This is a genomic window from Thermoactinomyces sp. CICC 10522 (assembly GCF_016055075.1).
Taxonomy (GTDB): domain Bacteria; phylum Bacillota; class Bacilli; order Thermoactinomycetales; family Thermoactinomycetaceae; genus Thermoactinomyces_A; species Thermoactinomyces_A daqus.
Genome location: NZ_JAECVY010000005.1, coordinates 123,077 through 144,707, shown reverse-complemented (window position 1 = coordinate 144,707; position 21,631 = coordinate 123,077). Strand labels below are relative to the sequence as shown.

17 protein-coding genes are annotated in these 21,631 nt (G+C 54.3%); all 17 read right to left on the bottom strand.

The genetic code is table 11. The annotated features are described in order from the left end of the window. Nucleotides 1–193: 193 nt before the first annotated feature. Nucleotides 194–949 carry a sugar isomerase domain-containing protein gene (locus I8U18_RS09660; protein WP_235281594.1) on the bottom strand — a complete coding sequence of 252 codons (756 nt, stop codon included), beginning with the start codon at nucleotides 947–949 and terminating at the stop codon, nucleotides 194–196. A gap of 24 nt (nucleotides 950–973) precedes the next feature. Then, nucleotides 974–2,137, bottom strand: a complete 1,164-nt coding sequence (locus I8U18_RS09655; RefSeq protein ID WP_198059237.1) for an N-acetylglucosamine-6-phosphate deacetylase — start codon at nucleotides 2,135–2,137, stop codon at nucleotides 974–976. Further along, nucleotides 2,124–2,894 carry a glucosamine-6-phosphate deaminase gene (locus I8U18_RS09650; RefSeq protein ID WP_198064736.1) on the bottom strand — a complete coding sequence of 257 codons (771 nt, stop codon included), beginning with the start codon at nucleotides 2,892–2,894 and terminating at the stop codon, nucleotides 2,124–2,126. The genes I8U18_RS09655 and I8U18_RS09650 overlap by 14 nt, the downstream gene beginning before the upstream one ends. Before the next feature lie 59 nt (nucleotides 2,895–2,953). Continuing rightward, on the bottom strand, nucleotides 2,954–4,441 hold the full coding sequence (locus I8U18_RS09645; RefSeq protein WP_198064713.1) for a sodium:solute symporter family protein: 1,488 nt from the start codon (nucleotides 4,439–4,441) through the stop codon (nucleotides 2,954–2,956). A gap of 140 nt (nucleotides 4,442–4,581) precedes the next feature. Further along, entirely contained in the window at nucleotides 4,582–5,631 is a 1,050-nt protein-coding gene (locus I8U18_RS09640) for an SIS domain-containing protein (protein ID WP_198055778.1), read from the bottom strand. After that, on the bottom strand, nucleotides 5,631–6,650 hold the full coding sequence (locus I8U18_RS09635) for an ROK family protein (RefSeq protein WP_052153960.1): 1,020 nt from the start codon (nucleotides 6,648–6,650) through the stop codon (nucleotides 5,631–5,633). The genes I8U18_RS09640 and I8U18_RS09635 overlap by 1 nt, the downstream gene beginning before the upstream one ends. Before the next feature lie 49 nt (nucleotides 6,651–6,699). Continuing rightward, nucleotides 6,700–7,992, bottom strand: coding sequence for a neutral/alkaline non-lysosomal ceramidase N-terminal domain-containing protein (locus I8U18_RS09630; RefSeq protein WP_198064712.1), 1,293 nt, complete (start codon nucleotides 7,990–7,992; stop codon nucleotides 6,700–6,702). 109 nt (nucleotides 7,993–8,101) lie between these two features. Beyond that, nucleotides 8,102–9,337, bottom strand: coding sequence for a DegT/DnrJ/EryC1/StrS family aminotransferase (locus I8U18_RS09625; RefSeq protein WP_198064711.1), 1,236 nt, complete (start codon nucleotides 9,335–9,337; stop codon nucleotides 8,102–8,104). A 30-nt stretch (nucleotides 9,338–9,367) separates the two neighbouring features. Next, the gene (locus I8U18_RS09620) at nucleotides 9,368–11,089 is read right to left on the bottom strand and encodes a polysaccharide deacetylase family protein (RefSeq protein ID WP_198055775.1); all 1,722 of its coding nucleotides are present in this window, start codon (nucleotides 11,087–11,089) and stop codon (nucleotides 9,368–9,370) included. A gap of 386 nt (nucleotides 11,090–11,475) precedes the next feature. Beyond that, complete coding sequence (locus I8U18_RS09615; RefSeq protein WP_198059241.1) at nucleotides 11,476–12,615, bottom strand: GNAT family N-acetyltransferase; 1,140 nt, start codon at nucleotides 12,613–12,615, stop codon at nucleotides 11,476–11,478. Between the two features lie 101 nt (nucleotides 12,616–12,716). Further along, nucleotides 12,717–14,438 (bottom strand): DUF4091 domain-containing protein, encoded by a 1,722-nt coding sequence (locus I8U18_RS09610; RefSeq protein WP_370589383.1) that lies wholly within the window; start codon nucleotides 14,436–14,438, stop codon nucleotides 12,717–12,719. A gap of 39 nt (nucleotides 14,439–14,477) precedes the next feature. Next, the gene (locus I8U18_RS09605) at nucleotides 14,478–15,380 is read right to left on the bottom strand and encodes a Gfo/Idh/MocA family protein (RefSeq protein WP_198055773.1); all 903 of its coding nucleotides are present in this window, start codon (nucleotides 15,378–15,380) and stop codon (nucleotides 14,478–14,480) included. Beyond that, nucleotides 15,373–16,554, bottom strand: a complete 1,182-nt coding sequence (locus I8U18_RS09600; RefSeq protein ID WP_198055772.1) for a Gfo/Idh/MocA family protein — start codon at nucleotides 16,552–16,554, stop codon at nucleotides 15,373–15,375. Before I8U18_RS09600 ends, I8U18_RS09605 begins: the two co-directional genes overlap by 8 nt. A gap of 12 nt (nucleotides 16,555–16,566) precedes the next feature. Next, nucleotides 16,567–17,412 (bottom strand): carbohydrate ABC transporter permease, encoded by an 846-nt coding sequence (locus I8U18_RS09595; RefSeq protein WP_033099706.1) that lies wholly within the window; start codon nucleotides 17,410–17,412, stop codon nucleotides 16,567–16,569. Then, entirely contained in the window at nucleotides 17,412–18,326 is a 915-nt protein-coding gene (locus I8U18_RS09590) for a carbohydrate ABC transporter permease (RefSeq protein ID WP_052153956.1), read from the bottom strand. The genes I8U18_RS09595 and I8U18_RS09590 overlap by 1 nt, the downstream gene beginning before the upstream one ends. A 69-nt stretch (nucleotides 18,327–18,395) precedes the next feature. Continuing rightward, entirely contained in the window at nucleotides 18,396–19,682 is a 1,287-nt protein-coding gene (locus I8U18_RS09585; protein WP_033099705.1) for an ABC transporter substrate-binding protein, read from the bottom strand. A 20-nt stretch (nucleotides 19,683–19,702) separates the two neighbouring features. After that, complete coding sequence (locus I8U18_RS09580) at nucleotides 19,703–21,385, bottom strand: hypothetical protein (protein ID WP_033099704.1); 1,683 nt, start codon at nucleotides 21,383–21,385, stop codon at nucleotides 19,703–19,705. Nucleotides 21,386–21,631 lie beyond the last annotated feature (246 nt).

The window sequence follows — 21,631 nt, the reverse complement described above, 5'->3', positions numbered from 1 at the left end:
TACCCTCCATCCGAAATTATGACACTGAATTTTATTATACAACCGCGTATTTTAAACAGTCAACGAATCAGCGTCATTCCGTGTTCCGGAGTGAAACAAGCAAAAGACCCGGGCATCTCTTCCCGGGCCGAAAATCTGCTGAAACCCAAGCACTTCCGCAAAAGAAAGATCACAACGCGGCCTGATCAACGATCTACAGCTTTTTGATCCGTCCTTTGAAGCGATCAATAAACCGCGCATTGGCCTCGTCGCCGCCAGGGGCGTTTCCGCTCATCCAGATCGGCGGTGTCACTCCCTCCAGAACCAAAAGCTGTACCGCTTCCGCCATCAGACTGTTCAACAGGTAAGCATTGGCAAAAGTGGAAATCGCCGCGACACGCTGCTCCAGACCGGGAATGCTGACAACCGCATCTCCCACTTCCACCTTGCAGTCCAAAACAACATCGACGAGTTCATACAGATTTTTCTTTGTCGGATGGCGGGCCGGATGGTTTTCCGGGGTCATGGCGGCATGTTGCACCGAGGTTACGCCGATCGTGGTCACCCCCCGCCGTTTTGCTTCCAGTGCCGCGTCGATGGTCGCCGCATTGATTCCGTAAGCATTGACGATGATGAGCAGATCACCGGCCCCGAGCTGGTAATCATCGATGACGATCGCTCCGTATCCCGGGGTGCGTTCGATCGCCATCGAGCGCAGGGCCCCCCCGCTTAAAAGCGTGCCTTCATCGAGAATCGCGCTGATGTGCATAAGCCCTCCGGCCCGGAAAAAGATTTCCTGCGCCCCCAGATTTGAATGGCCTCCGGGTCCGTAAACGTACACGATCTTGTCCTGTTTGACATGATCCGCGATCAATCGCGCGGCACGTTTGACCGCGTCCGCTTCTTCCCGCAACCTTTCCAGATGAGCCACGATTTTGCGAAAGTACTGCTCCATGACCGTTTCCGCCACGCACCACTCCTCCTTTTCCGGTTGTCACCCAGTTTCATGCAGGACGCAACCTCGTTTAATCGTCCGGAAAATGCGGATTTCCCCGGCTGTCTGTTTAAAGACGGCCAGATCTGCCGGGGCTCCGGCCGCCAACCCCCGCAGCGCCGGCAACCCGAGGTAAGCAGCAGGCCTGACTGAGGCCATATCCCAAGCTTGGGGCAACTTGCAGAGTTGTTTCCGGATCAAATAGGACACACTCTGACGCAAAGTCTGCACCGAACCGGCCAACAGCTGCGGCTGCTCTTTCAGATGCAGTTTTCCCTCCGGCGTCAACACCACTTTCCCGCCGATATGCGTTTCATACTCCCCCGGTTCGCGTCCCCCGAGACTGACGACATCGCTGACCAGCATCGCCTTTTCCTTTTTCATGGCAAGAAAGACCTTCAACACGGAATCGGGCAAGTGAAATCCGTCACCGATCATCGTTGCCAGCAATTGATCTTCGGCGAGCTGATCCCAAATGTAGTTGGGGTGTCTCGGCAACATCGCATGTGCTCCATTGCCGAGGTGCGTGGACAGGCTCGCCCCCGCACGAACGGCAGCAGCGATCTGTTCTGTACCGGCTGCCGTGTGTCCGATCGCGACGCGTACACCGGTTCGGACACATTTTTCGATAAAATCGATGGCATCCGGCCACTCCGGCGAAAGCGTAACCAGGCGGATACGCCCGGCAGCCGCGTTTTGCCAGCGTTGGAACAGCGCCCAATCCGGGGGTTTTACATAAGCCGGATCATGGGCTCCGCGCGGTCCGTCTTCCGGCGAGATAAATGGCCCTTCCAGGTGAATGCCCGGAATGATCCGTTCGAGCAGAGGCTCTTCGCGGATTGCCGCCGCAATCACCCGCAGCGCTTCCTCAATGGCTTCATCGCTGTTGGTAATGACGGTTGGCAAATAAGCCGTCACTCCTTCCGCCCATAACATCCGGGTCAAGGAAAACAGCGCTTCAGCGGACAGCGGCAACGCATTCAGATCGATTCCGGCAAATCCATTCACTTGCAGATCGACGAAGCCCGGTGCCAGCCACGGTAAATCGTCACTTCTCTTGATATTGCGAATGTCGCGGATCCTGCCGTCCTCAATCTCAACGGCAACGGGAGATCCGGTTCGATAGTCCACCCCTTCAACCAGCCGGAGCTCAGTTTCCTGCATGCTGACTCCCCCCGTAAGACTCCCCGTCCAAATACAGAATACAATCCCCGTGTGTCCGCAGGATTGATGCCGGACAATCCGGAGAAACCGGACCCGTGAGCGTCCTGTGCACCGCCTGGCGTTTTGTGGGCCCCGGGACAACACAAATGAGATGACGGGCTGAGACGAGCGCTGGTACAGTCAGGGTCAATGCCGTTTTCGGAACAGAGGCAAGATCGGGAAAACATCCGTCGTGAACCTGCTGCTTCCTGCATGCCTCATCAAGCTCGACGGTTTTCACCACAACAGGATCGGCAAAATCGGCGACACCGGGATCGTTGAAAGCAATATGTCCGTTCTCTCCGATTCCGAGGCAGACAATATCAATCGGCGCTTCATTCAGCAAGCGGGCATAGCGGATGCATTCCTGCTCCGGATCATTACCCGGGTTCATCAGGTGAACCGTGCCCGGTTGAACATGGCGAAACAAATGTTCCTGAAGGTATCGGGAAAACCGTTGCGGCGCATCCTCCGGCAGTCCGATGTACTCGTCCATGTGAAAGGCCGTCACACGCGTCCAGTCCACTCCGTCCGCACGGCAAAGGTGCTCAAGAAATTCATTTTGCGAGGGCGCCGCGGCAAAAACCATGCGCACTCTGCCCTGCCAGAACAATGTTTCCTTCATCTTCTCCACCGTCTTTGCCGCAGCGGCCATTCCCATCGCATTCCGATTCTCGAACACATGTACCTGCAAAGTATCCACCGTTTTCTTGATCATCGGTTCCAATCCCCGACTCACGGAAGCCTCCTCCTTCCTGTTTTTCCGTTTGCCGGCCATCATCCGGGCGATTCTGAATCCCCGGAATCCCCGCTGAGGACTTCCATCATTTGCTCCACTTCCGGGCGGCGGTTGCGGGTACACCAGCCCGTCACCGCAAAAACGATGGCCGATACCAGCACCGGCAACCCTTGTTGTGCCGCTTCACTGACGTCAAAGACGGTTTTGTCGAGCGCAAATGTGAACACTCCGGCCATGAGCGAGACGATGGCGGCTGCCGGTCCGCTGTTGCGAAACGCGGGCAACAACCCAAACAGCATGGCGACTGAGACCGGCCCGACCAAGGCCCCAAACCAGGAGACCAGGAGTCCCAGCACCCCGCCAAATGCTCTCTGTTCCACAGCCACGATCATGGTCAGCAAAACAAGCACCAGCGTCGTCGTGCGGGCGACGATCAACTCGCCCCGGCTGCTCAGCATGGTCCACTTGCCGCGCAGCCTCGGAAAAATATCGCGTGTGAAAACTGAGGAAATGGCATTCGCATCAGACGTGGTCATGGCCATCGTGTGGCTGAACATCCCGGCGAGAACCAATCCGGTCAGACCGTGCGGCAAAAACTTCGTCGCCAGCAAAGCATAAGATTGGTCGGGCTGCTTCAGATGCGGGAAGAAAATCGGCGCGGCCCACATCGGATAAAACAGAACCAGGGGCCAGAAGAGATAGAGGATACCGGAGAGAAGCGCAGCCTTACGGGCTTCGGAACCGGACGGTGCTGCAATATATCGTTGGGCCAGGTTCCACGTGCCACCGTTGTAGCTGAAAAAATCGATCAGCAGAAACGCCAGCGCAAACCAGAGCGTATACGGCCCGGCAAACAAGTCCGAATGCCCCGCCGGCAACCGGCTCCACATCCCGGCAATCGCGCCGATCCCTCCTAGATTGGCCAGCACGATCACAAACATGGCAATCCCGGCGGCCAACTGGATGAGGAATTGTGCGAAGTCGGTCAAGGCATCAGCCCACAGCCCGCCGATCGTCGAGTAAATGAGCGATACACCACCTGAGAGCAGAATGCCGGCAGAGAGCGGAAGACCGGTAAACACTTGCAGGAGAATGGCAATCGCCGCCCACTTGGCACCGATATCGAAAACTTTTAACAAAATGCCGCTCCATGCCATGAGCTGGTGCGTCGGGACATTGTAACGAGTGGACAGGTATTCCAGCGGCGATCCGATTTGGTAATGCTCCCTTAAGCGCGTCCAGCGCGGAGCAATCGTAAAAGCCCCGGCAAAAACGGCAATCGACACCGGAACAGCCCACCACACGTAGATCGTGAACCCGTACTGGTAGGCAACGGCCGCATATGCCACAAACACGGCAGCACTGTAGCCGGACATGTGGTGAGACACTCCGGCGAGCCACCATGGCATTTTTCCGCCGGCCGTAAAATAATCCTCCGCATTTCCTACCCGGCGATATGACCAGACACCGATTCCAATCATCAACAGGAAATAGAGAATCAGGACGAGCCAGTCAATTGCCGCCATATATTGGCCCCCTTTTTTCAGTGATTTGATCCGCATGTCCGGTCGGATGGGTGCCGCGACCCTCCCCATTTTCAGGGCTTCACCCCCGGTGGCTTGCCGAATTTTCGCTCTTTGTACCCGCCGTCTCCAGTCCAGATAAGCTAGTTTTTCAACAAGACCACTTTATCCAGATTTCTCGGCCTGTCGGGATTCAGCCCCAAATCCAGCGTTCGGTAATAAGCCAGCAGCTGCAAAAACGGCAGATAAAGGACACCCCGGGCGAGATCTGTGAGGCCGCTGTTCAGTTCAATTTTGATATCGCATTGAAAATCTTCCAGCCGATCGCCGATGACCAATGCATTGGCACCAAATTTCCGCACATCATCGACAACATCCCGTTCGTAAGGCCGGATCGACTGGCTGCTCAGCAGGATGACCCGGCATTTTTCATCTAACACGGAAATCGGGCCATGCCGGAATTCGAGCGGATTAAATGTCTCGGAAAAAAGTTGCGTCATCTCTTTCAACTTCAACATTCCCTCATTGGCCAAGCCGAACTGTGCCCCCATCCCCAAATAAATATAATGGCTGAAATTCCGGTCTTTTCCGATATCCTTCGCCAGCGGCTCCACCCTGGCGATCACGTCTTCCCCGATTTCCGGCAACCGTTTTAATTCCCCCAGATATGCTTCATCTCCCGGCAGAATCCCCGCCAGCAGCTGTGCTGCCAGCAACATATTGGTAAAAGAACCAGTCATCACCACGCTGTTTTCCTGCACGTGCGACAAATGAAACACCGTATCCGCCTTATCGGCCAATTGGCTGGAAGGCCGGGTGGTGATGGCGAAACAATGGGCCAGCTTGTTCTGCCGTGCAAATTCAATTGCCCGGACAACTTCGGTAGTATTGCCCGAGCGGGAGCAGCCGACCAGTATCGTTTTTCTTTTTTTGGAAAATACGGAACCCGGGTTGAGAAACACTTCCGAAGCAGGCACCGACCAGGCGGGAAGTCCGGTTTTTTCCTGAAAAGCAGCCGCGGCGGCGATCGAAACATAGTAGGAGGTTCCGCAACCGGTAAAAATCACTTCCTCGGGCTGAAGTGCGGCAAATGTTTGTTTTACCTCATCCGCCCGGGACAATGCCATCCCGATTGTCTGCCTCCACGTCTCCGGTTGCCGTTTAATCTCTTGATAAGTGTGTGTTTGCACCATCATTTCTCCTCCCTATTTCCATTTCGGTGATGCTGATGCAGCTGAGCGGGTGATGCCTCCTCCAATCTTTGCCTGGCAAGAAGCCCGCTGCCGATCACCCCGGCATCATCCAGCAATGTGGCCGTCCGTATGGTTAGACGCGCCCAATATCCTTTGTAAACAAAGCGCTTCAACTCCTCCCGGGCCGGGTGCAACAACCGTTCTCCCGCCCGGGCAACTCCCCCGCCGATCACGATCACATCCGGACTGAACAACGACACGGCATACGAAAGCGCCTTGCCCAATAACTTCCCGGTATGCTGCAGTACCTCGACTGCCACGGCATCACCGGCATCGTATGCTTTGGACACATCGGCCGCCGTGATTTTGCACAGATTTTCACCCGGAAACCACGACTGCAAAAGGCTTGATTTTCCATTGGCAATCGCCTCGCGAACCTGTCTGACGATGCCGGTGGCCGACGCAACGGTCTCCAGGCATCCGTACATGCCGCAAGCACAGGGAGCCTGTTCTCCGTCCATGCGAATATGACCGATTTCGCCTGCCATAAACCCGCTGCCGTAATACATCTGCCCCTGGTTGACCATCGCTGCGCCGATCCCGGTTCCGAGGGTAATGGCCAGCACATGATCATAACCCCTTCCGGCGCCTCTGATCGCTTCACCAAATGCGTACATTCTCACATCATTGTCTGCGAAAACCGGAATATTCAGTCTGTTTTGAAGCAACTTCACCACTTCGACATCCCGCCATCCCAGATTGCCGGCGAACCGCACCAGCCCGCGATCCGGATCGACCAGGCCGGGATTGCCAATGCCAACGGCCAGCACCTGTCCGGGAGCGATTTGTTCCGATGCCAGAAGCGACTTCACCATCCGGGCGATCTTGTCAATCACCTGTTCATAACCCAGATGCGCTTCGGTAGGCTCCTGGATTTTGTGAAGAAGATTGCCTCTGCCGTCCAACAGGCCACAGACGGTATTTGTGCCGCCTGCATCGATCCCCACCAGAAATTTCACGGTTTTATCCTCCTGCCCGGAATCCTTTACAGGAAATGAACTCCCCCGTTTATTTTTCTTCTATCAGATTGAGAATGGCCGAATAAATCTCCTCTTCGATCGAAGGGGCAAACGGAGCGGGCAACCCGAAGTACAACAGCGAATCCCGCGCTTCATAGCCCCCTTCCGCCACCTGCCCGGCTGTCGGCACATAACCGATCATCCCGTTACTGTATGGAACAGGCAGCACAGAACCGCCTAACTGCCGTTTGACAAACAGCCCGTATTCCACTACGATCTCCGCGTTCATCGTCAACAGTGACAATCCTTCCACAAGCTTCAGCCAATTGATCTTCAGCGGGATGCCGGGGCGAATCCGTTCCGGTTCCTGCAACAGCAATCTCGCCCATTCCCCTATCACGGTCGGCTGATCTTTCACCTGCTCCAACTCGGCCGTTGTCGGTAACTTCTGAAAAGGCAAAGAAATGCTGGCCGTTCTTCCCGTCAACCGGCAAGGCCGAAGCGATTCCATCGGTTGCTGCAAAAGGCGGATCGCCTCATTGGCAAGTGTGTTCCCCAGCATGGCGACTTCTTTCCTGCTTCCCCGATAAAATCGCCCTGACCTGACCAACACGGGACGGATATCCCCGCAACATCCCTGCAAAAAAGCGGCCACTGCCTCCGCGTCCAAACTGCGCTCGATTTTTTCCATGGCCACGCCGGGATACTCGGGAGAAACGAAATTCTCTTCCGTTGTGGTCGGATGACAGGTAAAGTGAACAAGCACCGCTTTCGTCTGCCCTGACCGGGTATAAAAGCGCACCACATTCACTTCGGGATCAGCCGGCCCGTCCGGATTGGGGGCCATTTCCATCCTGCCGCCGATCCGTTTGCGGCGATGAATGCCGAAATGACACTCCCCTCTTCCCCGTTCCGCCATCACGGGTTCGACCCTGCCGGCTGCCGCTTCAATTCCCGCGAAGACCCGTTCTTCCAGCCTTTCCATATACCCGGAATCAGGTTTGCCCAACGAAGGGGTAAAGCGATAAGTGGTCTGCGGGGCGGAATGGGTATGAGTGGCATGCAGGATCACAAACGGTTCCCGGATTCCCCACCTTTCTGCCAACCGGTGTTGCAACCTTGCCGTCAATTCCTGGCCCCACCAGATAATGTCCGCCGATACGAGCACTGCAGCCCGTTTCCGGCCCAGGATCTCCTCTTGTTCAAAAAACAAAATTCTGGCGTAGAGGGGCTGCGATATTCCGTCAAAAGGCCCGGCCCGTTTCATAAAACCGGCCAAAGGAACCGGTTTGAGCGGAGTGATGTCCACTTTGGCCGTTCCCAGTGCCAGCATCGCCCTCATTCCGTTTCTCCCGCGCCGACGTTCCCGCCGCCCCTCATCCTCTTGATCGGCGCAGCCCCCTTGCATTCATTTCCCATGGCGCTACAATTCAGAATCATTCCGCTCCCCCTCAATGCGCGTACCAAGATGCCACTTTCCCAACCGCCTCAATCATCTCCTCGATATCCTGTTCGCTGAAAAACTCACTGATGCCAACGCGAATCGCCGTTTGCAAAATCTGCTCCGCCGTCGGACAGAGCCCCCTAGGGTAAGCAACATCGGACAGGTCAAACGGGAAATGACTGTTCAGGTAAGCCTGCCTCTTTTGAAATAGCGGCTGTAAATAAATCACTTCGGGAATATAGCCCGGCTGGTTGGGAATCCCTTCCGCTGCCAATGCCCGGGAAAACTCTTCGCGGCTGCAGGAGAGAGCTGACAGATCGAGGCGGAACATGTAAAACCAATAGCTGGACCAGCCGCCTTCGTAAACCCGGGGAGCCTGCACCCCCGGCAAACTGCGGATGCCTTTGCTGAGACGCTCCCCATATTGATGCCTTCTCTCACAAATCCAGGGAAGTTTCCTGAGTTGGGCGACACCGACCGCGCCTTGCAATTCGGTCATCCGGTAATTGGGGGCCAGATAGGACAGATCCCGCTGCACCTGTCCGGCGAAACGCTGATAATTCTTGTCGGCAAAAGCGTGAACGACGCGATACTCCTCCTCATCTCCCGAGTTGACCGTCACGATTCCCCCGTCTCCCGTTGAGATATGTTTGAAATCGTTCGTGCTGAAACATCCGTAATCCCCGATCGTGCCGACCAGCCGCCCTTTGTACCGGCTCAGATAGCTTTGTGCGCAGTCTTCAATCACCTTCAAATGGTTTTTGCGGGCAATTTCCATAATCGGATCCATATCGCAGGGATTGCCGGCCAGATGGACGACCAGAATCGCCTTGGTCCGTGAAGTGATGCGGGACTCGATTGATTGCGGATCCATGTTGTACGTATGAGGATCGACATCGGCAAACACCGGAATCGCATTCTGATAAAGAATCCCGATTATCGTGCCCTGGTCGGTAATCGGGCTCGTGATCACCTCATCTCCCACGCTTACTCCGGCCGCTCCCAGCGCCACGTGGATGGCAGCCGTACCGGAAGAGGTGGCCACACTGTATTTCACGCCGTACAATTTATTAAAATCGCGCAAAAACTGCTTTACTTTTTTTCCGTGATGGTAAAACAGCGTATTTTGTTCCAGCGCCTCCATCAGCTCTTTCTCTTCTTCCACGCCAAAACGTTTGCCTGTGCCAAACGGCGATGTCTTCACTTTCGGTCCGCCGTGCAACGCCAACCTGCGTTTATTCATCGCGGATCTCTCCCATCTTTTTTCGTTGTCTCACCGGCTTTGATTTCTGCCCCCCGCTTTGACAGTCACCACTCTCCTGACGCAGGGTACCCCGAATTTCATTACCGCAGATCCGTCTGAACGGCGTAGATGAGAGCGGGGAAGAGGAACCCATATCACCAGATCGTCCAGGTCGGTGTCACTGGACAGGCAAACAGAACCGTCTGCGTTCATGCCCTCGATCCGGACTCTGCGGCGGGCCCGTTCCCAATCGTTGATCTGTTTGCCGGTCAAGAAGACGAATCCCCGTTGTTTTGCCTCGGCGACCACTTTGCGCAAGGCCTCGCGCACCAGCGGCTGCCGGTAAATATGAACCTGATGGAACAGAAAATGGGCCACCCCCTGCACACGTCGCACCTGCTCGAGAAACGGGACGATCAGGCTGCTGTCAGCCAAACGGAAATGATCGAGATCCTGTGTCAGGAAGCCGATTTCCAGCACGTCATAGATGCGGTTTCTCTCATCTGACCAGGCGATCGGAAAATAAGGATGGCATGTGCCAAACAAGAAACCGACGTTTCCTTTTTTGCTGGGCCCCCTCGTCTGATCGGACATAATGCCGCAGGCTTCGCACCAGCGAAACAATTCTCCCCAGCCTTCAAAACGGGTATAGTGATTCTTATTGGAAGTGACCGTCTCAAGACCCGTCTCCTCTTTCAACCAGCGGAGCTGACGCCGGAATTCCGCTTGATCCCACTTGCCACCGTCCTGCTCCAGCGCGTTGTAATGAAAGGCCAATTCATGATCGGCCGCCCGCACCTTTTGATAAATACGAGGGCTGTATCCCGGTTCGAGCATGCACCATGTGGATTTCACCCCACACTCCTCAAGCACGGAAAGGGTGACTTCGGCCGACTCATCCACATTCAGGTCACTGTCATGGGAAAGCATCGCCACATGCGAGATTCCGGCGGGCCAGTACCCGAGAAAAGGCAATGTCATCCCCCGGCCAGTCACTCTCCTCAACAAATGGCTGATCAGGACTTCTCTCCACCAATCGGCATACGGCCAAGCAAAATAAGGAGTTCCGGATTCCGTTCTCCGGCGGTCCAACTCCCAGTCCATTTCACTGCGGTCGTCCGCTTTCAGGATTCCGTCATCAACAGAACCGGTTCCGTCCGGGGCGGGAATTCCGTCTTCGATCACCGGCCCTCTCCCCTGCTGAAGCCCGACAACCGTCTCTCCGATCTCCACGGCCCAGCGATCGATCACACCTTTGCCCACCCGAAATTGGAGCAAAGCGGCCCCGCTTTCCTCTCCATGCGGCTCATCCCTGAAAACCCGGCCGATCCCGCGGCAAAAATGCTCATTTTTTTCCACAGCGATCCAGGGAGCAGCCTGCAAAAACCTCAGCGGCCTCATGGCCCCCCATTCCGCCGGCAACTGCACATAACCCGGGCCCAGCGTCCTTCCTTCGGAAAACCCAAGCCGTCCGGCAAGGCAGGAAAGCCTCCCGCAGGCTATCACCGTCCCTCCCCGTTCGGCAAAATTCCAGATCCCGGAAGCAGTTTCTGCATCTTTGCGTTCCAGGGCGACAATCAAAACATCGAGAGATTGTTCAGACAGCTGTTCCACCCCGTCCACCCATTTGAACGGGATCCCCGCATGAGCCAAAATTTCGCCGATATAGGCCTGAAAAACATTCAACCCGTATTCCCACCGGCGCACAGCCGCCTTCCGGTCCAGTAACACTCCTACACGCGCCATGTTCATCGCCAAATCCACCTTTTGCATGAAATTAACATCGGCAAGCCGAACCGGGCCCCTCTTCCCGTCCGAGGCTCCCGACAGTTGATCCGGTTCCTTTTCTCTCCTGATTTTGTTTGTCTTTCCGTGAGTTATATCATTCTGTAAATATCGATTTTATACAATAAATTAATACATGTATTATACTTGTATTATAAAATTAAGAAAATAAATTGTCAATTTATTCAGAATTATAAAGATTCCAAATCCACCTGTCGTGACAAATTCTGCAAAAGAGAGACTTCTAAAATTCGGTAAGTTTTCCCGGCTTCCGTGAAAAGCGGCATGAGCGGCCTGGGACTGAAACATCTCCTTCCGCGCCTGATCTCATGTACGCTCTTTTCCGCCGATTCCTACACATAGTTCAGCCCGCCGGCATAGGGAAACGGAACCGGGAACAATTTCTGCACGGCCGATCGAAAACCCGGCTTGCCCGTATCATGCGGTTCGGGGTCAAACAACAGCGACGCGAACGAGCGGATATCGAGAACATCATCCTGACCGTTGCAGCTGATCCTGATCCGGCCGTCCGGCTGCTGCCAAACCCGCAAACTTTCACCTGAGCGCCGGTCTTTCTCACACAAATAAGGCCGGAGCTGACTGATCAGCCTTTCCGGATTGATGATGCGGACGGTTCCCAAATTTTGCTCGGATTGATGCTGCGCGGGAGACAAGGCCTCAAGCAGCTCCGTTTCGTACCATGGAACCGGTACATCCAACCGGCCGATTTGTTCAGACCGGAACACATGAGCAAGCGTTCCTGCAATCAGACGGGGGTGACCCGCCCATTCGATGGCAAGCGCCGGCTGCTCCGGATTTGGTTGATCAGGAACGCCCACTGTGACAAAAGCGTCCGCCCGCCCTTCCCGCTCTGCGACCCACACCTTGTGATGTAGCTTCAGGCAATCGGCCATCGCCCGGGCCTGGATCAGGTTGGCTATATCCCAAAGGCTCTGCTCGTAACAAACTTCGCGCAGCCCGGCCAATCTTGCCAACGAAAACCAATCCGCCGGTTCCAGTTCCCTGAACCGGACATTTGCCATCTCCGGTTTCCTGGCGATGACAGCTGCGGAATCCGGGTCGATGGTAAAACGGGAAACCGCTCCGAAGCGAACACAATCCATTCGCCTGTACAACGGGCCATAGCCGGACACCAGCAACAGGGAAGCTCCCGCTTTGTCTACATGAGACAAAAGGCAATGCAAAACCGCACCGGCATAGCCTTTCCCGCGATATTCCGGGTGCGTGCAAACCGAACCGGCAGAATACACGGACAATCGCGCCGAACCGATCCGGACTACGGAAGGAACCAGCCCCACAAATGATACCAGTTTCCCCTCCGCAAACGCACCGAACGACTGCCGGAGGCTGGAAGAAAACACCTGGGGAAACGATTCAACCATCGACCTCCGGCCGGATTTGCGGAAGATCCGGTCGGAAAGTTGAACAGCCTCTTTCAGTTCATCCGTTTGGAGCAAACGAATATCCGGCATGGAAACACTCTGCTGCTCCTCCGCCTTTGGCAGCAGATTTTCACCTCTTTTCCGAAAAATTTGCAGGTCAGTATGCGGGATTTTTTTCCCGAGATTCAATGTCAGAGATCGCCGATCAGGCGGTCATAATCGGCCGGCTCCAAACTGTACAGCTCCGTGTTTTTCTTTCGGGCTTCCGGGTGCAGCTCGCCGGCATCCCGAAAACGGAACACCCGGTTCAACAAATTTTCCACTTTTTCCGACTGTCCGGAGCGCTTCAAAAGCTGCATCAATTCATAATCCCGAATGCCTCTTTGCAGCCATTTGTAGCGAAGTGAAAGCAACGGTTTTCCGGCAGCACCGGGATAGACGAAGTTCATGTCGCCGGCTTTCCAGCCCGGAGCGCGATAGGAGAGTTTCTCCAGTGGACTTTCCGGCCAAACCGTGTAATTCCAGCGCAAAAAGCCGTCCAGCTGCAATTTCTCCACCAACCAGGGGATCACTCTGCTTTCCAGTGGCGGAGAGGAGAGAAAGGTGTTGGGAAAATCAGGGTAACAGCAAACGTAGAAAAGTATCTTTCCCGGAAGTTGCCGCTTCAGATCCAGCAGACGGGTGTATTCGGCAGCGACACAATTCAAGATCGGGACATAATCATGAATGGGTCCCGGATTTTTTTGAATAAACTCGGTGCGATGAATGGCCAACTTATAGCGAAAAGACGGAGCTGCTTCCTGCAACGCGGCCAATTGCTTCTGAAAGAGGGCAAAATCTTTTGGCTCGTCGGCCAGGACACGAACCCGTTCGATCCACCCCTTGTCGATCAAATGGTGATGCAGGGCCTGAACATATGCGTCAAAATCGGCCCGTTTGCGGATAAAGCGGAAGGTGCACGAGCTTTGGTCATAATAACGGATCCGCACTCCATCCGGGTGATCCGCCATCACCGACCCGTAGCCCGCCTCCTCGTCCTGCCAAATGCCCAGCAACCCGAACAGTTCGATCTCCGCGGCAATGCCGTGTTGTTCCGCCATTTGCACATAACGATCCAACGCGGAAAAATCATAAGAAAACCGACCATTGGTCTCCCGAGTGATCCGCACCATGCTGTACTCGAACAAATCGGCGGGTTCCCGATCCCGAAAACTGTATTGCCCCGACCATGGGATTTCCGAAACGACCGCCGTGACCGCCTTCTGTCCCAGCTGGGCCAGGCTGTGCAAATAACGATCCAAAATGGCAAAATGTTCGTCCGACCAAAGAGGCACCTGATACCTTCTGGCAATGTTTGCATTATGTTGCCACAGGTCAAGATAAAATTGGTATTCCTTCGGTTCAGGCAACATCCAATCTTTCACAGTGAGGGAAAAGGAACATTCACCGGCCGTCCTTTCATCTTCAAACAGAGTGTGGCTGTACAAACGGATCTTCCCATGATAAATTCCGGGCCGGGTATCCTCCGTCGCGTGGCACTCCACCCACACAGCCTGAATTTTTCGCCGCTCCACAAATAACGAACTTTTCTCCAGCAACACGTCAGATTTTAAACAGCGGTCATCATCTTCGACCAGGCCGATCAATTTAACTTCCAGTTGCAACGGGGCATCCAGTTCGACATCAAGCCGGATGACCGGCAGCGGTCCTCCTTTCCAAAACTGGGGATCTGTGCTGACGGTAAGAAGAAACGGCTCATCTGCGGCGACCAAAACCTGAAAAGCCGCGCTGTCCCTCCGGCAGCAGGCAAGATCCACGTGCCGGACGGCCGTATCCCGTTGCGCTTCCAGCCAATCATTATGCCCCCAACTGTATCGGTAGAACATCGAAGCCAGACCAAAATTCAACAACACTACACCGCCTCCCCTTTGCCGCCATGGATCAGGTGTCCGTTATAATGACACCTTTCTTCCTGTCTGCCGGCTTTCATTCACTGCCTCAATAAAGCGGATTATCTGCCACGTCTCCTCCGGGTCGACAGGCGGCTTCCCCGTCACAAACATCTCCATGATCCGCTCAAGCAGACTGGCATAATAAGGTTTTGCGCCGGAGTTCACATCGACGTACTGCGTTCCCGTCTGACGGTGAAGCAAGGCGCCAAATCCGTTGTTTCCCTTGCGGTTGCCGCGAACGGTGCCGATGCGGCCGTCCTTCCAGAGTCCCACCGCCATCTCTTGCCCGTCATTGCTGATCGCGGTGACATCGAGGCAACCTTTTCCCAGGATGGCAAACAGCATCTCAACCGGATGAATGCCGTACCAGAAGAGTCCCGGCTGTGTCGGTTCCAGCGGCATCGGCCCATAGCAATCCGCTCCGAAAACGGCTTCTTGCCCGCCGTCAGCGAGCGCAGTCGTCAACGCTTCCGCGTAGCGCAGGGCAGAACAGCTCATCAGTGGGACGCGATGTTCTGCGGCCAGTTCAAGCATGGCACGGGCATCAGCAGAATTGAGGGCCAAAGGCTTATCAATGAAAACCGGTTTCCCGAATGGCACGATTTTTTTGAACTGCTGCAAGTGCACCCGCCCATCGACAGACTCCAGCAAAATGGCATCGCACTGCTCGGCTGTGGCTTCCGGCGTGGCGGTGATGCGAACGCCAAACTGATCGCGAAGTTGACGTGTGTAACCCCCGACGCGCGAAAAACTGAGTTCAAAATCGGGCGAACCGCCCGGAAAAGCTGCGACCACCCGGCCTCCCGGCACATGATGCGGATGATCCGGATCATTCAGCAATTGGGTGAAGGCCGTAACATGTGAAGTATCGAGGCCGATGATGCCGATTTTGATTTCAGGCATGACCTTTCCCCTCCCCGGAATCGTGCGCGCGAACTCCCCCTGGCCAGAGAATCGGCTGAAACGTATTGGTCCGCGCAGACTCCCGTGCTTTCAGGCACATCCATGCGCTGAGCAAACCCGCATCTAGCGGGGCGCTCGACTTCGCCTTTCCCTTCATCACCTCGATGAAATTGCGGGCCAGTACCGCATCGCCGCCAAAATGACCTGCCTCTTCGGTCAATTCATAAGTTTCAACCCGCGGTGAATGGTGCATGTAAACCTTAATCGCATTGGCATAAAAATCAAACTCCAGCGTCCCTTTATAGCCAAGCAGACGGGCACCCCGGCTGGCAGCCTTTCGCCGGGCATAGAAATTTTGCGTATAGACTGCGTGCATCCCCGTCTCATACCGGATCAGCGCGCTTCCGGAATCCTCGTTTCCCGTATCGACGGCAAAACAGCAGTATTCGCCTGCCGGCGTTTCGTGCGGCAACTTGCGGATATGGACCGTACTGTCCGGGCAAATCTCCCGTTCATCGCATTCGGCACATTTCAAACCGGCCGGTTTGTTCCCCTTGAAAACCTGTTTGGACGTCATGGCGCAAACCATCGTCGGCTGCAACCCCAGCAGATAGTTGATATAATCAAAATCGTGGGTGGCCTTCTGCAAAAAGAGCCCGCCCGTTTCCTGCTCGTCACGATACCAGTGGTGATAATAGACACCGCCGTACGGGACATTGTTCACCGCCTGCACGTGTTCGACCGTACCGATTTTTCCCGAATCGACAATCTCCTTCACCAACTTGAGCAAAGGCGCTGCCCGCAGCGGAAAAGAGACGACCACTTCGGTTGCCGAAGACTCAAACCCCTGCTTGAGCCGGAGCAAATCCTGCTCATTGGTGGCCACCGGCTTCTCCAGAAACAAGGGAATTCCCTTCGGCAAAACGCGCAAGGCCATCTCCGCATGACGGGAACAGCGGGTCCCGATCAGGATTCCGTCCAGCTCCGCCTCCTCTGCCATCGCTTCCGGGCTGTCAAAAAAAGCAATGCCTTCCGCCCGGTCTCCCATCTGCTGTTTGATTTCACCGTTGCGAATATCGTTGATGGCCACAACGCGGCAGCGTGGATCGATTTTGCCGATTTCGGCCAAGATGTTTTGAATTCTCCTTCCGTACCCGATCACTCCCAACCGCAAGCTGATTCCCTCCTATTGTTTGATCGCACCCTGCATTCCGGAAACGAAATAGCGCTGCATAAGCAGATAGAAGACGATAATCGGAACCAGGGAAATCACCGTTCCAGCAGCCATCGCCCGCACATCATCGCCAAAGGTGCCGGAGAGGTAAGCGAGTCCCAACGCCAGCGGATACAAATGATCATTCTTCAGAACGATCAACGGCCAGATGAACGAGTTCCAAACAGAAATAAAGGAGAAGACGCTCAATGCCGCCAGCGTCGGTTTGGTCAGGGGCAACATGATGCTCCACCACAGGCGCAACGGTCCGCAGCCGTCCAAAATGGCCGCTTCCTCCAGCTCTTTCGGAATGGTGAGATAGGCTTGCCGCATGAGAAAAACGGAAAATCCCCCGACCAGTCCCGGAATGATCAACCCCCACCACGAATCAATCAGTCCCAATTTTTGCACAATGATAAACAACGGCACCAATTTTCCCTCTTCCGGAAAAAACATGGTCCCGATGATTGCGTAAAATATCAGGTTCCGGCCCGGGAATGTCATCCTCGCCAGCGGATAGGCCGTCAGAGAGGTCAGAAACAGATGGGCGGGCACCATGATCACAATCAGGATGAAGGTGTTCAGCAAATATCTCGGGAACGGAATGACCGTCAACGCTTCCACAAACTGATCCCAAACCGGCGGCTTCGGAATCAGGTCGGGCGGAAAGGTGAAGACATCCTGGCCATTCGATTTGAACGCGGTTGAAAGAAGCCACAAAAAAGGCCCGATAAAAATAACCGCGATGACGGTCAGCAGAAGATACATCAACGTCATTTTCACGGCACGCAGCCAACCGCGCCTGCGTTTCACACTCATCAGACCTGCCCCCCTCTTGACAGTTTGAAATTGATAAATGTCAAAATCATCAAAATCAGCCAGAGCACCATGCCCATTGCGGTCGCATAGCCCATATCCAGTTCGACAAACGCTTTTTGATAAATGTAGAGCGGAAGCGACAGGGTGCTGTCAAGCGGCCCGCCACCGGTCATGATGTAAATACTGGTAAACATCTGCACACTGCCCAATGTGGCCAGCACCAGAGTGACGGCGATGGTGGGCCTCAGCTGGGGCAAATACACATGCCACAAAACGCGCAACCGGTTGGCGCCGTCGATCCTCGCGGCCTCAACCAGTTCCTGAGCGATCGACTGCAACCCGGCAAGGTAAATCACCATGTAAAACCCCATCGATTTCCAACCTTCAAGCAAAGCGACGGCAGGCAGGGACGTGCGGGGGTTTAACAGCCAGTTGACCGCTTCTTTTTGCAGGCCGAGCTCCTGAAGAATGGCATTTAACAACCCCGCCGGGTGGTATAAATATTTCCAGACGATCGCCACGGCCACCATCGAGGTGATCACCGGCAAATAATAAATCACCCGAAACAGTTGAATCCCCCGCAATTTCTGGTTGACGAGAATCGCCAGGAACAAGGGAAGCGTGATCAGCATGGGAACGATGATGAGAAAATAGGTCATTGAATTTTTGGCTGCGGTCCAAAACCGCGGGTCGTGCAGCAGCGTCCGGTAATTTTCCAAGCCCACCCATTCAGCGGGGGAGATCACGTGAAATTCGGTGAAGGAATAGTAAAAAGCACTGAAAATGGGCAAATAGTCAAAAGTGAAAAACAAAGCGAGTGCCGGCAACAAAAACAGGTAAGGAAGCAGAGGGATTTTCTTTCTCTTTTTTTTCGAGCCTGAATATTCAGGAGGCGGAACAGTTTCAACGGCCACTTTATATCCCCCTTTCATGGAATCAGGCAGCAGATCGACCTATTCTGCTGCCTGTTCTCTGTTGCAAGGTTATTGCTTGGCCAGGGCTTCATTCCAGTGTCTGACTGCGGCGTCCAGCGCATCTTTCACTGATTTCTTTCCGAGCATGGCCGCCCGGATTTGTTCCAGGTAAAATTCGCGCAATTCTTCCCCTTTGGGAACACCCGAATAGGACAGTGTCATGTTCGGGGCGTATTGAACCATCATTTTGCGGGCCTGGTCCTGGATGGTTTTCACCTCAAAATCAGTGAAAAAGGGATCCTGCAGCGTCGCTTTGGTTGACGGAAAGATCGGCACCATCTTGCAAAACTCCAATTGCTTCTTCGCACTGGTCATAAACAGGGCAAAGTCGGCCGCTTCTTTGGGATGCTCTGATTTTTTGGGAATGACGAAGAGCTGGATATCTTTTACTGCCACCTTGCCTGTTTTGGTCACTGGCGGAACCACTTTCAGTTTGGGAATGACGCCGGGCGCGTTTTTCTCATAATTGTTCAACTGGAAAGACCCCGCCAAACCAACTTGTGCCGTCAGCTGATTGTCGATGGTTTGTTGCAACTGGCGATCATCCTTTACAATCGCTCCCGGGGCAATGGCTCCGTCTTTGTACGCACGGACAAATTTTTCCACAAAGGCCACGTGCTCCGGGGAATTGAACACCGCCCTTTTCCCGTCAGGGCTTAAAATCGGCAGCCCTTCGGTGACCATTGCCTCAAACACGGGCAAGTCGTTCGATCCGTAGACATTCGGCAGTTTTTGGTGAATCTGTTTGCCGTATGCAAACAGTTCATCCCAGGTTTTCGCCGGTTTGTCCGGATCGAGTCCTGCTTTTTTATACAGTTCGGTATTGATCAAGCCGATCGGCGGGCCCGCATGGTACCAGGGAATAGCCATTACCTTTCCGTCTCGGTTGGTCACGCTTTTGACCAGACCGTCAATGTACGGAGTCAATTTCTCTTTCCCCACCAAATCGGAAATTGGTTCCAATGCGTTATAACCTTGCAACATGGACATCCCGTCTGTTGTCTCATTGACCACATCGGGGGCTTTCCCGCTTGACAACGCCGTAAACAATTTTTCCGTCACATCCGCACCGGGAACATCCACCCATTTGATTTTGACTCCGGGGTGAGCTTTTTCGTATTCCTGAATGGAGCTTTCAATATAGCCGGAGAAATTTTTCTTCAGATTGATCGTCCAGAATTCCAGCTCAACCGTCCCCGACTTGCCGGCAGGTGCGGCAGAGTTTGAACACCCTGCAACCGTTCCCAGGCATAACAACAAAATCAGCATCCAAGCGGCCACCTTGCCTGTTCTCATCTTCATCCCTCCTGATCCGCTCATTCCAATTTCAATCGGTAAAGCTGCTTCAGCCGTTCGATCTTGTCGATCCAGCTTTCCGCTGTTTTCCTTGGAATCTGTCTGCCGGCCAGAGCATGTATCTCATTGGACAAAGCGTGGAGCATCAGGATCGCCGTTTGGTTATACTCGGCAAAATAGGCATCAATCGCCTTGTCTGCCTGGACGAGCAGGCTCTGCCTGATCCCGATGTTGAGATTGGAACGGGCGACTTCATCATACAAAGCGCTGGAAACGTAAGCCGCTTCCACAGCCTCAAACGCCTTCTGCCGACGGTTCGGGTCGTAAATGAGGATTTCGCCGATCATCCCGTGATAATTGCTGGAAATGTCCCAGCCGCCTTTCCATTCAAAATCCCCGTTCTCCAGCGTGAACCCATTCGGCTCAAAACGGTCGAACCCGACGTTGTCCCAGTAATTGGTGACACCGTTTTTCTCATAAAGACGAATCGTCAGCTTGGCCCATTTCTTGCCTTTGAGATAAGGAGTGAGATCGAGCTTCACGTTGTCCCACTGACCGTTGACCGGGTTTTGCGCCACATCCTGCTCCCAGACCACCTGGTCATCCACCAGCACTTGTCTGAAATGATAGCCGGCCAGCTTCGGGCCTTCCGCCATCGTCCGAAACGACAGCTCATACTTGCCGGAACCGTCCGGATGGATGATTTGCGAAGCAGAGACGCTGTTTCCCGCGCTCGTGCGAACCGCTGCGGGCACGAAAAAACTCATGTACCCGTCACCGTTGAAAGCTTTGTGGTCAGCCAGTTCCTGAACAAACTCCTTCTCCAGTTCGTACGTGATCACTCCCGCCAGCTTGCCCGTCCGCAGATTTTTCGCCGCCGTCTGCACCGTTTCGCGGACATATTTTACCGACGGATTGGACGGGGTGCTGGTCAGATAAGAAGTATAGACCATCCAGATCAGCGGCATATGATAAGGTTTCAACACGTTGTACGCCGCGTCGATTTGTTCCTGCTCCGTCGACCAGATGGAGGTGTTGCGGTACGGATCATCCCGGTAAGCGATGATCACCCCGTCAATGTAATCCCCCCGCGTTTGCATAAAATCCTCCGTCAGGGCCGGGAAATACATCACCGGCATAAACGACGGCATAAACCAAAGGTTGGGATTGATGATTTTGGAGGCTTCCCGCATTTGCGCCATATATTCAGGAGTGAAAGTGTCCAGGTTTTGGTTAAAATCATCGATGCTCCACCCGATGAGATTGGGGTACTTCAGGGAAAGTTCGGCAATCGCCCTTGCCCATGCCACATAGTCGGTGGTATAGGGATACGATTTCCGGCTGCCTGTCGACTCCGAAGGGGGAACCAGGTACAAAACAACGTTGATGCCGGCATCTTTGGCAGCTGGCAAAAACTCATCTTTGAAGTCGTCCCAATCGGTCGGTTGATACCAAAGAAGGTAGTAATACGTATTCACATTTAATACTTTCAGTTTTTCAATCATCGCCGGAGTATCCACGTGCCGGATCCCATCGGCCCGGGGCTGGGCTTCCCGTATAAACCCGGAATAATCAGCCAATTTAAAAGGCTGATTGCTGCTGGCCGGCGGGGTTTTCGCTGCTGCTTTCAAGGGCGGACGAATGTTCACCACCATCCCGAGAATGACAGCCATTATAAACAGCCAATAAAGTCCTTTCCTCATTCTGCTCTCCCCTGTCCGTAAATTTTATCTTGCAACCTGGTAACGACAGAAGATCAGAACAAACATGAGAGGAATCCCCCCGAAGCAACAAACAGTGTTTCCATGGCAACAACATCGCCGGCCCCGGAGACTGAAAGGATGAAGCGCCAGCCTTTGCATGGGTCAAGACAGAGTCGGAAACCACGACTCTTCCGCCTTGGTTCAGCGAGATTAGCTCTGTGAAACAACGACGTATTGCGTCTTTCA

Coding starts and splice junctions, on each gene's coding strand:
- I8U18_RS09655 (WP_198059237.1), bottom strand. CDS start 2,137: ATGCAGGAAACTGAGCTCCGGCTGGTTGAAGGGGTGGACTATCGAACC.
- I8U18_RS09650 (WP_198064736.1), bottom strand. CDS start 2,894: ATGATCAAGAAAACGGTGGATACTTTGCAGGTACATGTGTTCGAGAAT.
- I8U18_RS09645 (WP_198064713.1), bottom strand. CDS start 4,441: ATGGCGGCAATTGACTGGCTCGTCCTGATTCTCTATTTCCTGTTGATG.
- I8U18_RS09640 (WP_198055778.1), bottom strand. CDS start 5,631: ATGGTGCAAACACACACTTATCAAGAGATTAAACGGCAACCGGAGACG.
- I8U18_RS09630 (WP_198064712.1), bottom strand. CDS start 7,992: ATGAGGGCGATGCTGGCACTGGGAACGGCCAAAGTGGACATCACTCCG.
- I8U18_RS09625 (WP_198064711.1), bottom strand. CDS start 9,337: ATGAATAAACGCAGGTTGGCGTTGCACGGCGGACCGAAAGTGAAGACA.
- I8U18_RS09620 (WP_198055775.1), bottom strand. CDS start 11,089: ATGAACATGGCGCGTGTAGGAGTGTTACTGGACCGGAAGGCGGCTGTG.
- I8U18_RS09615 (WP_198059241.1), bottom strand. CDS start 12,615: ATGCCGGATATTCGTTTGCTCCAAACGGATGAACTGAAAGAGGCTGTT.
- I8U18_RS09605 (WP_198055773.1), bottom strand. CDS start 15,380: ATGCCTGAAATCAAAATCGGCATCATCGGCCTCGATACTTCACATGTT.
- I8U18_RS09595 (WP_033099706.1), bottom strand. CDS start 17,412: ATGAGTGTGAAACGCAGGCGCGGTTGGCTGCGTGCCGTGAAAATGACG.
- I8U18_RS09585 (WP_033099705.1), bottom strand. CDS start 19,682: ATGAGAACAGGCAAGGTGGCCGCTTGGATGCTGATTTTGTTGTTATGC.
- I8U18_RS09580 (WP_033099704.1), bottom strand. CDS start 21,385: ATGAGGAAAGGACTTTATTGGCTGTTTATAATGGCTGTCATTCTCGGG.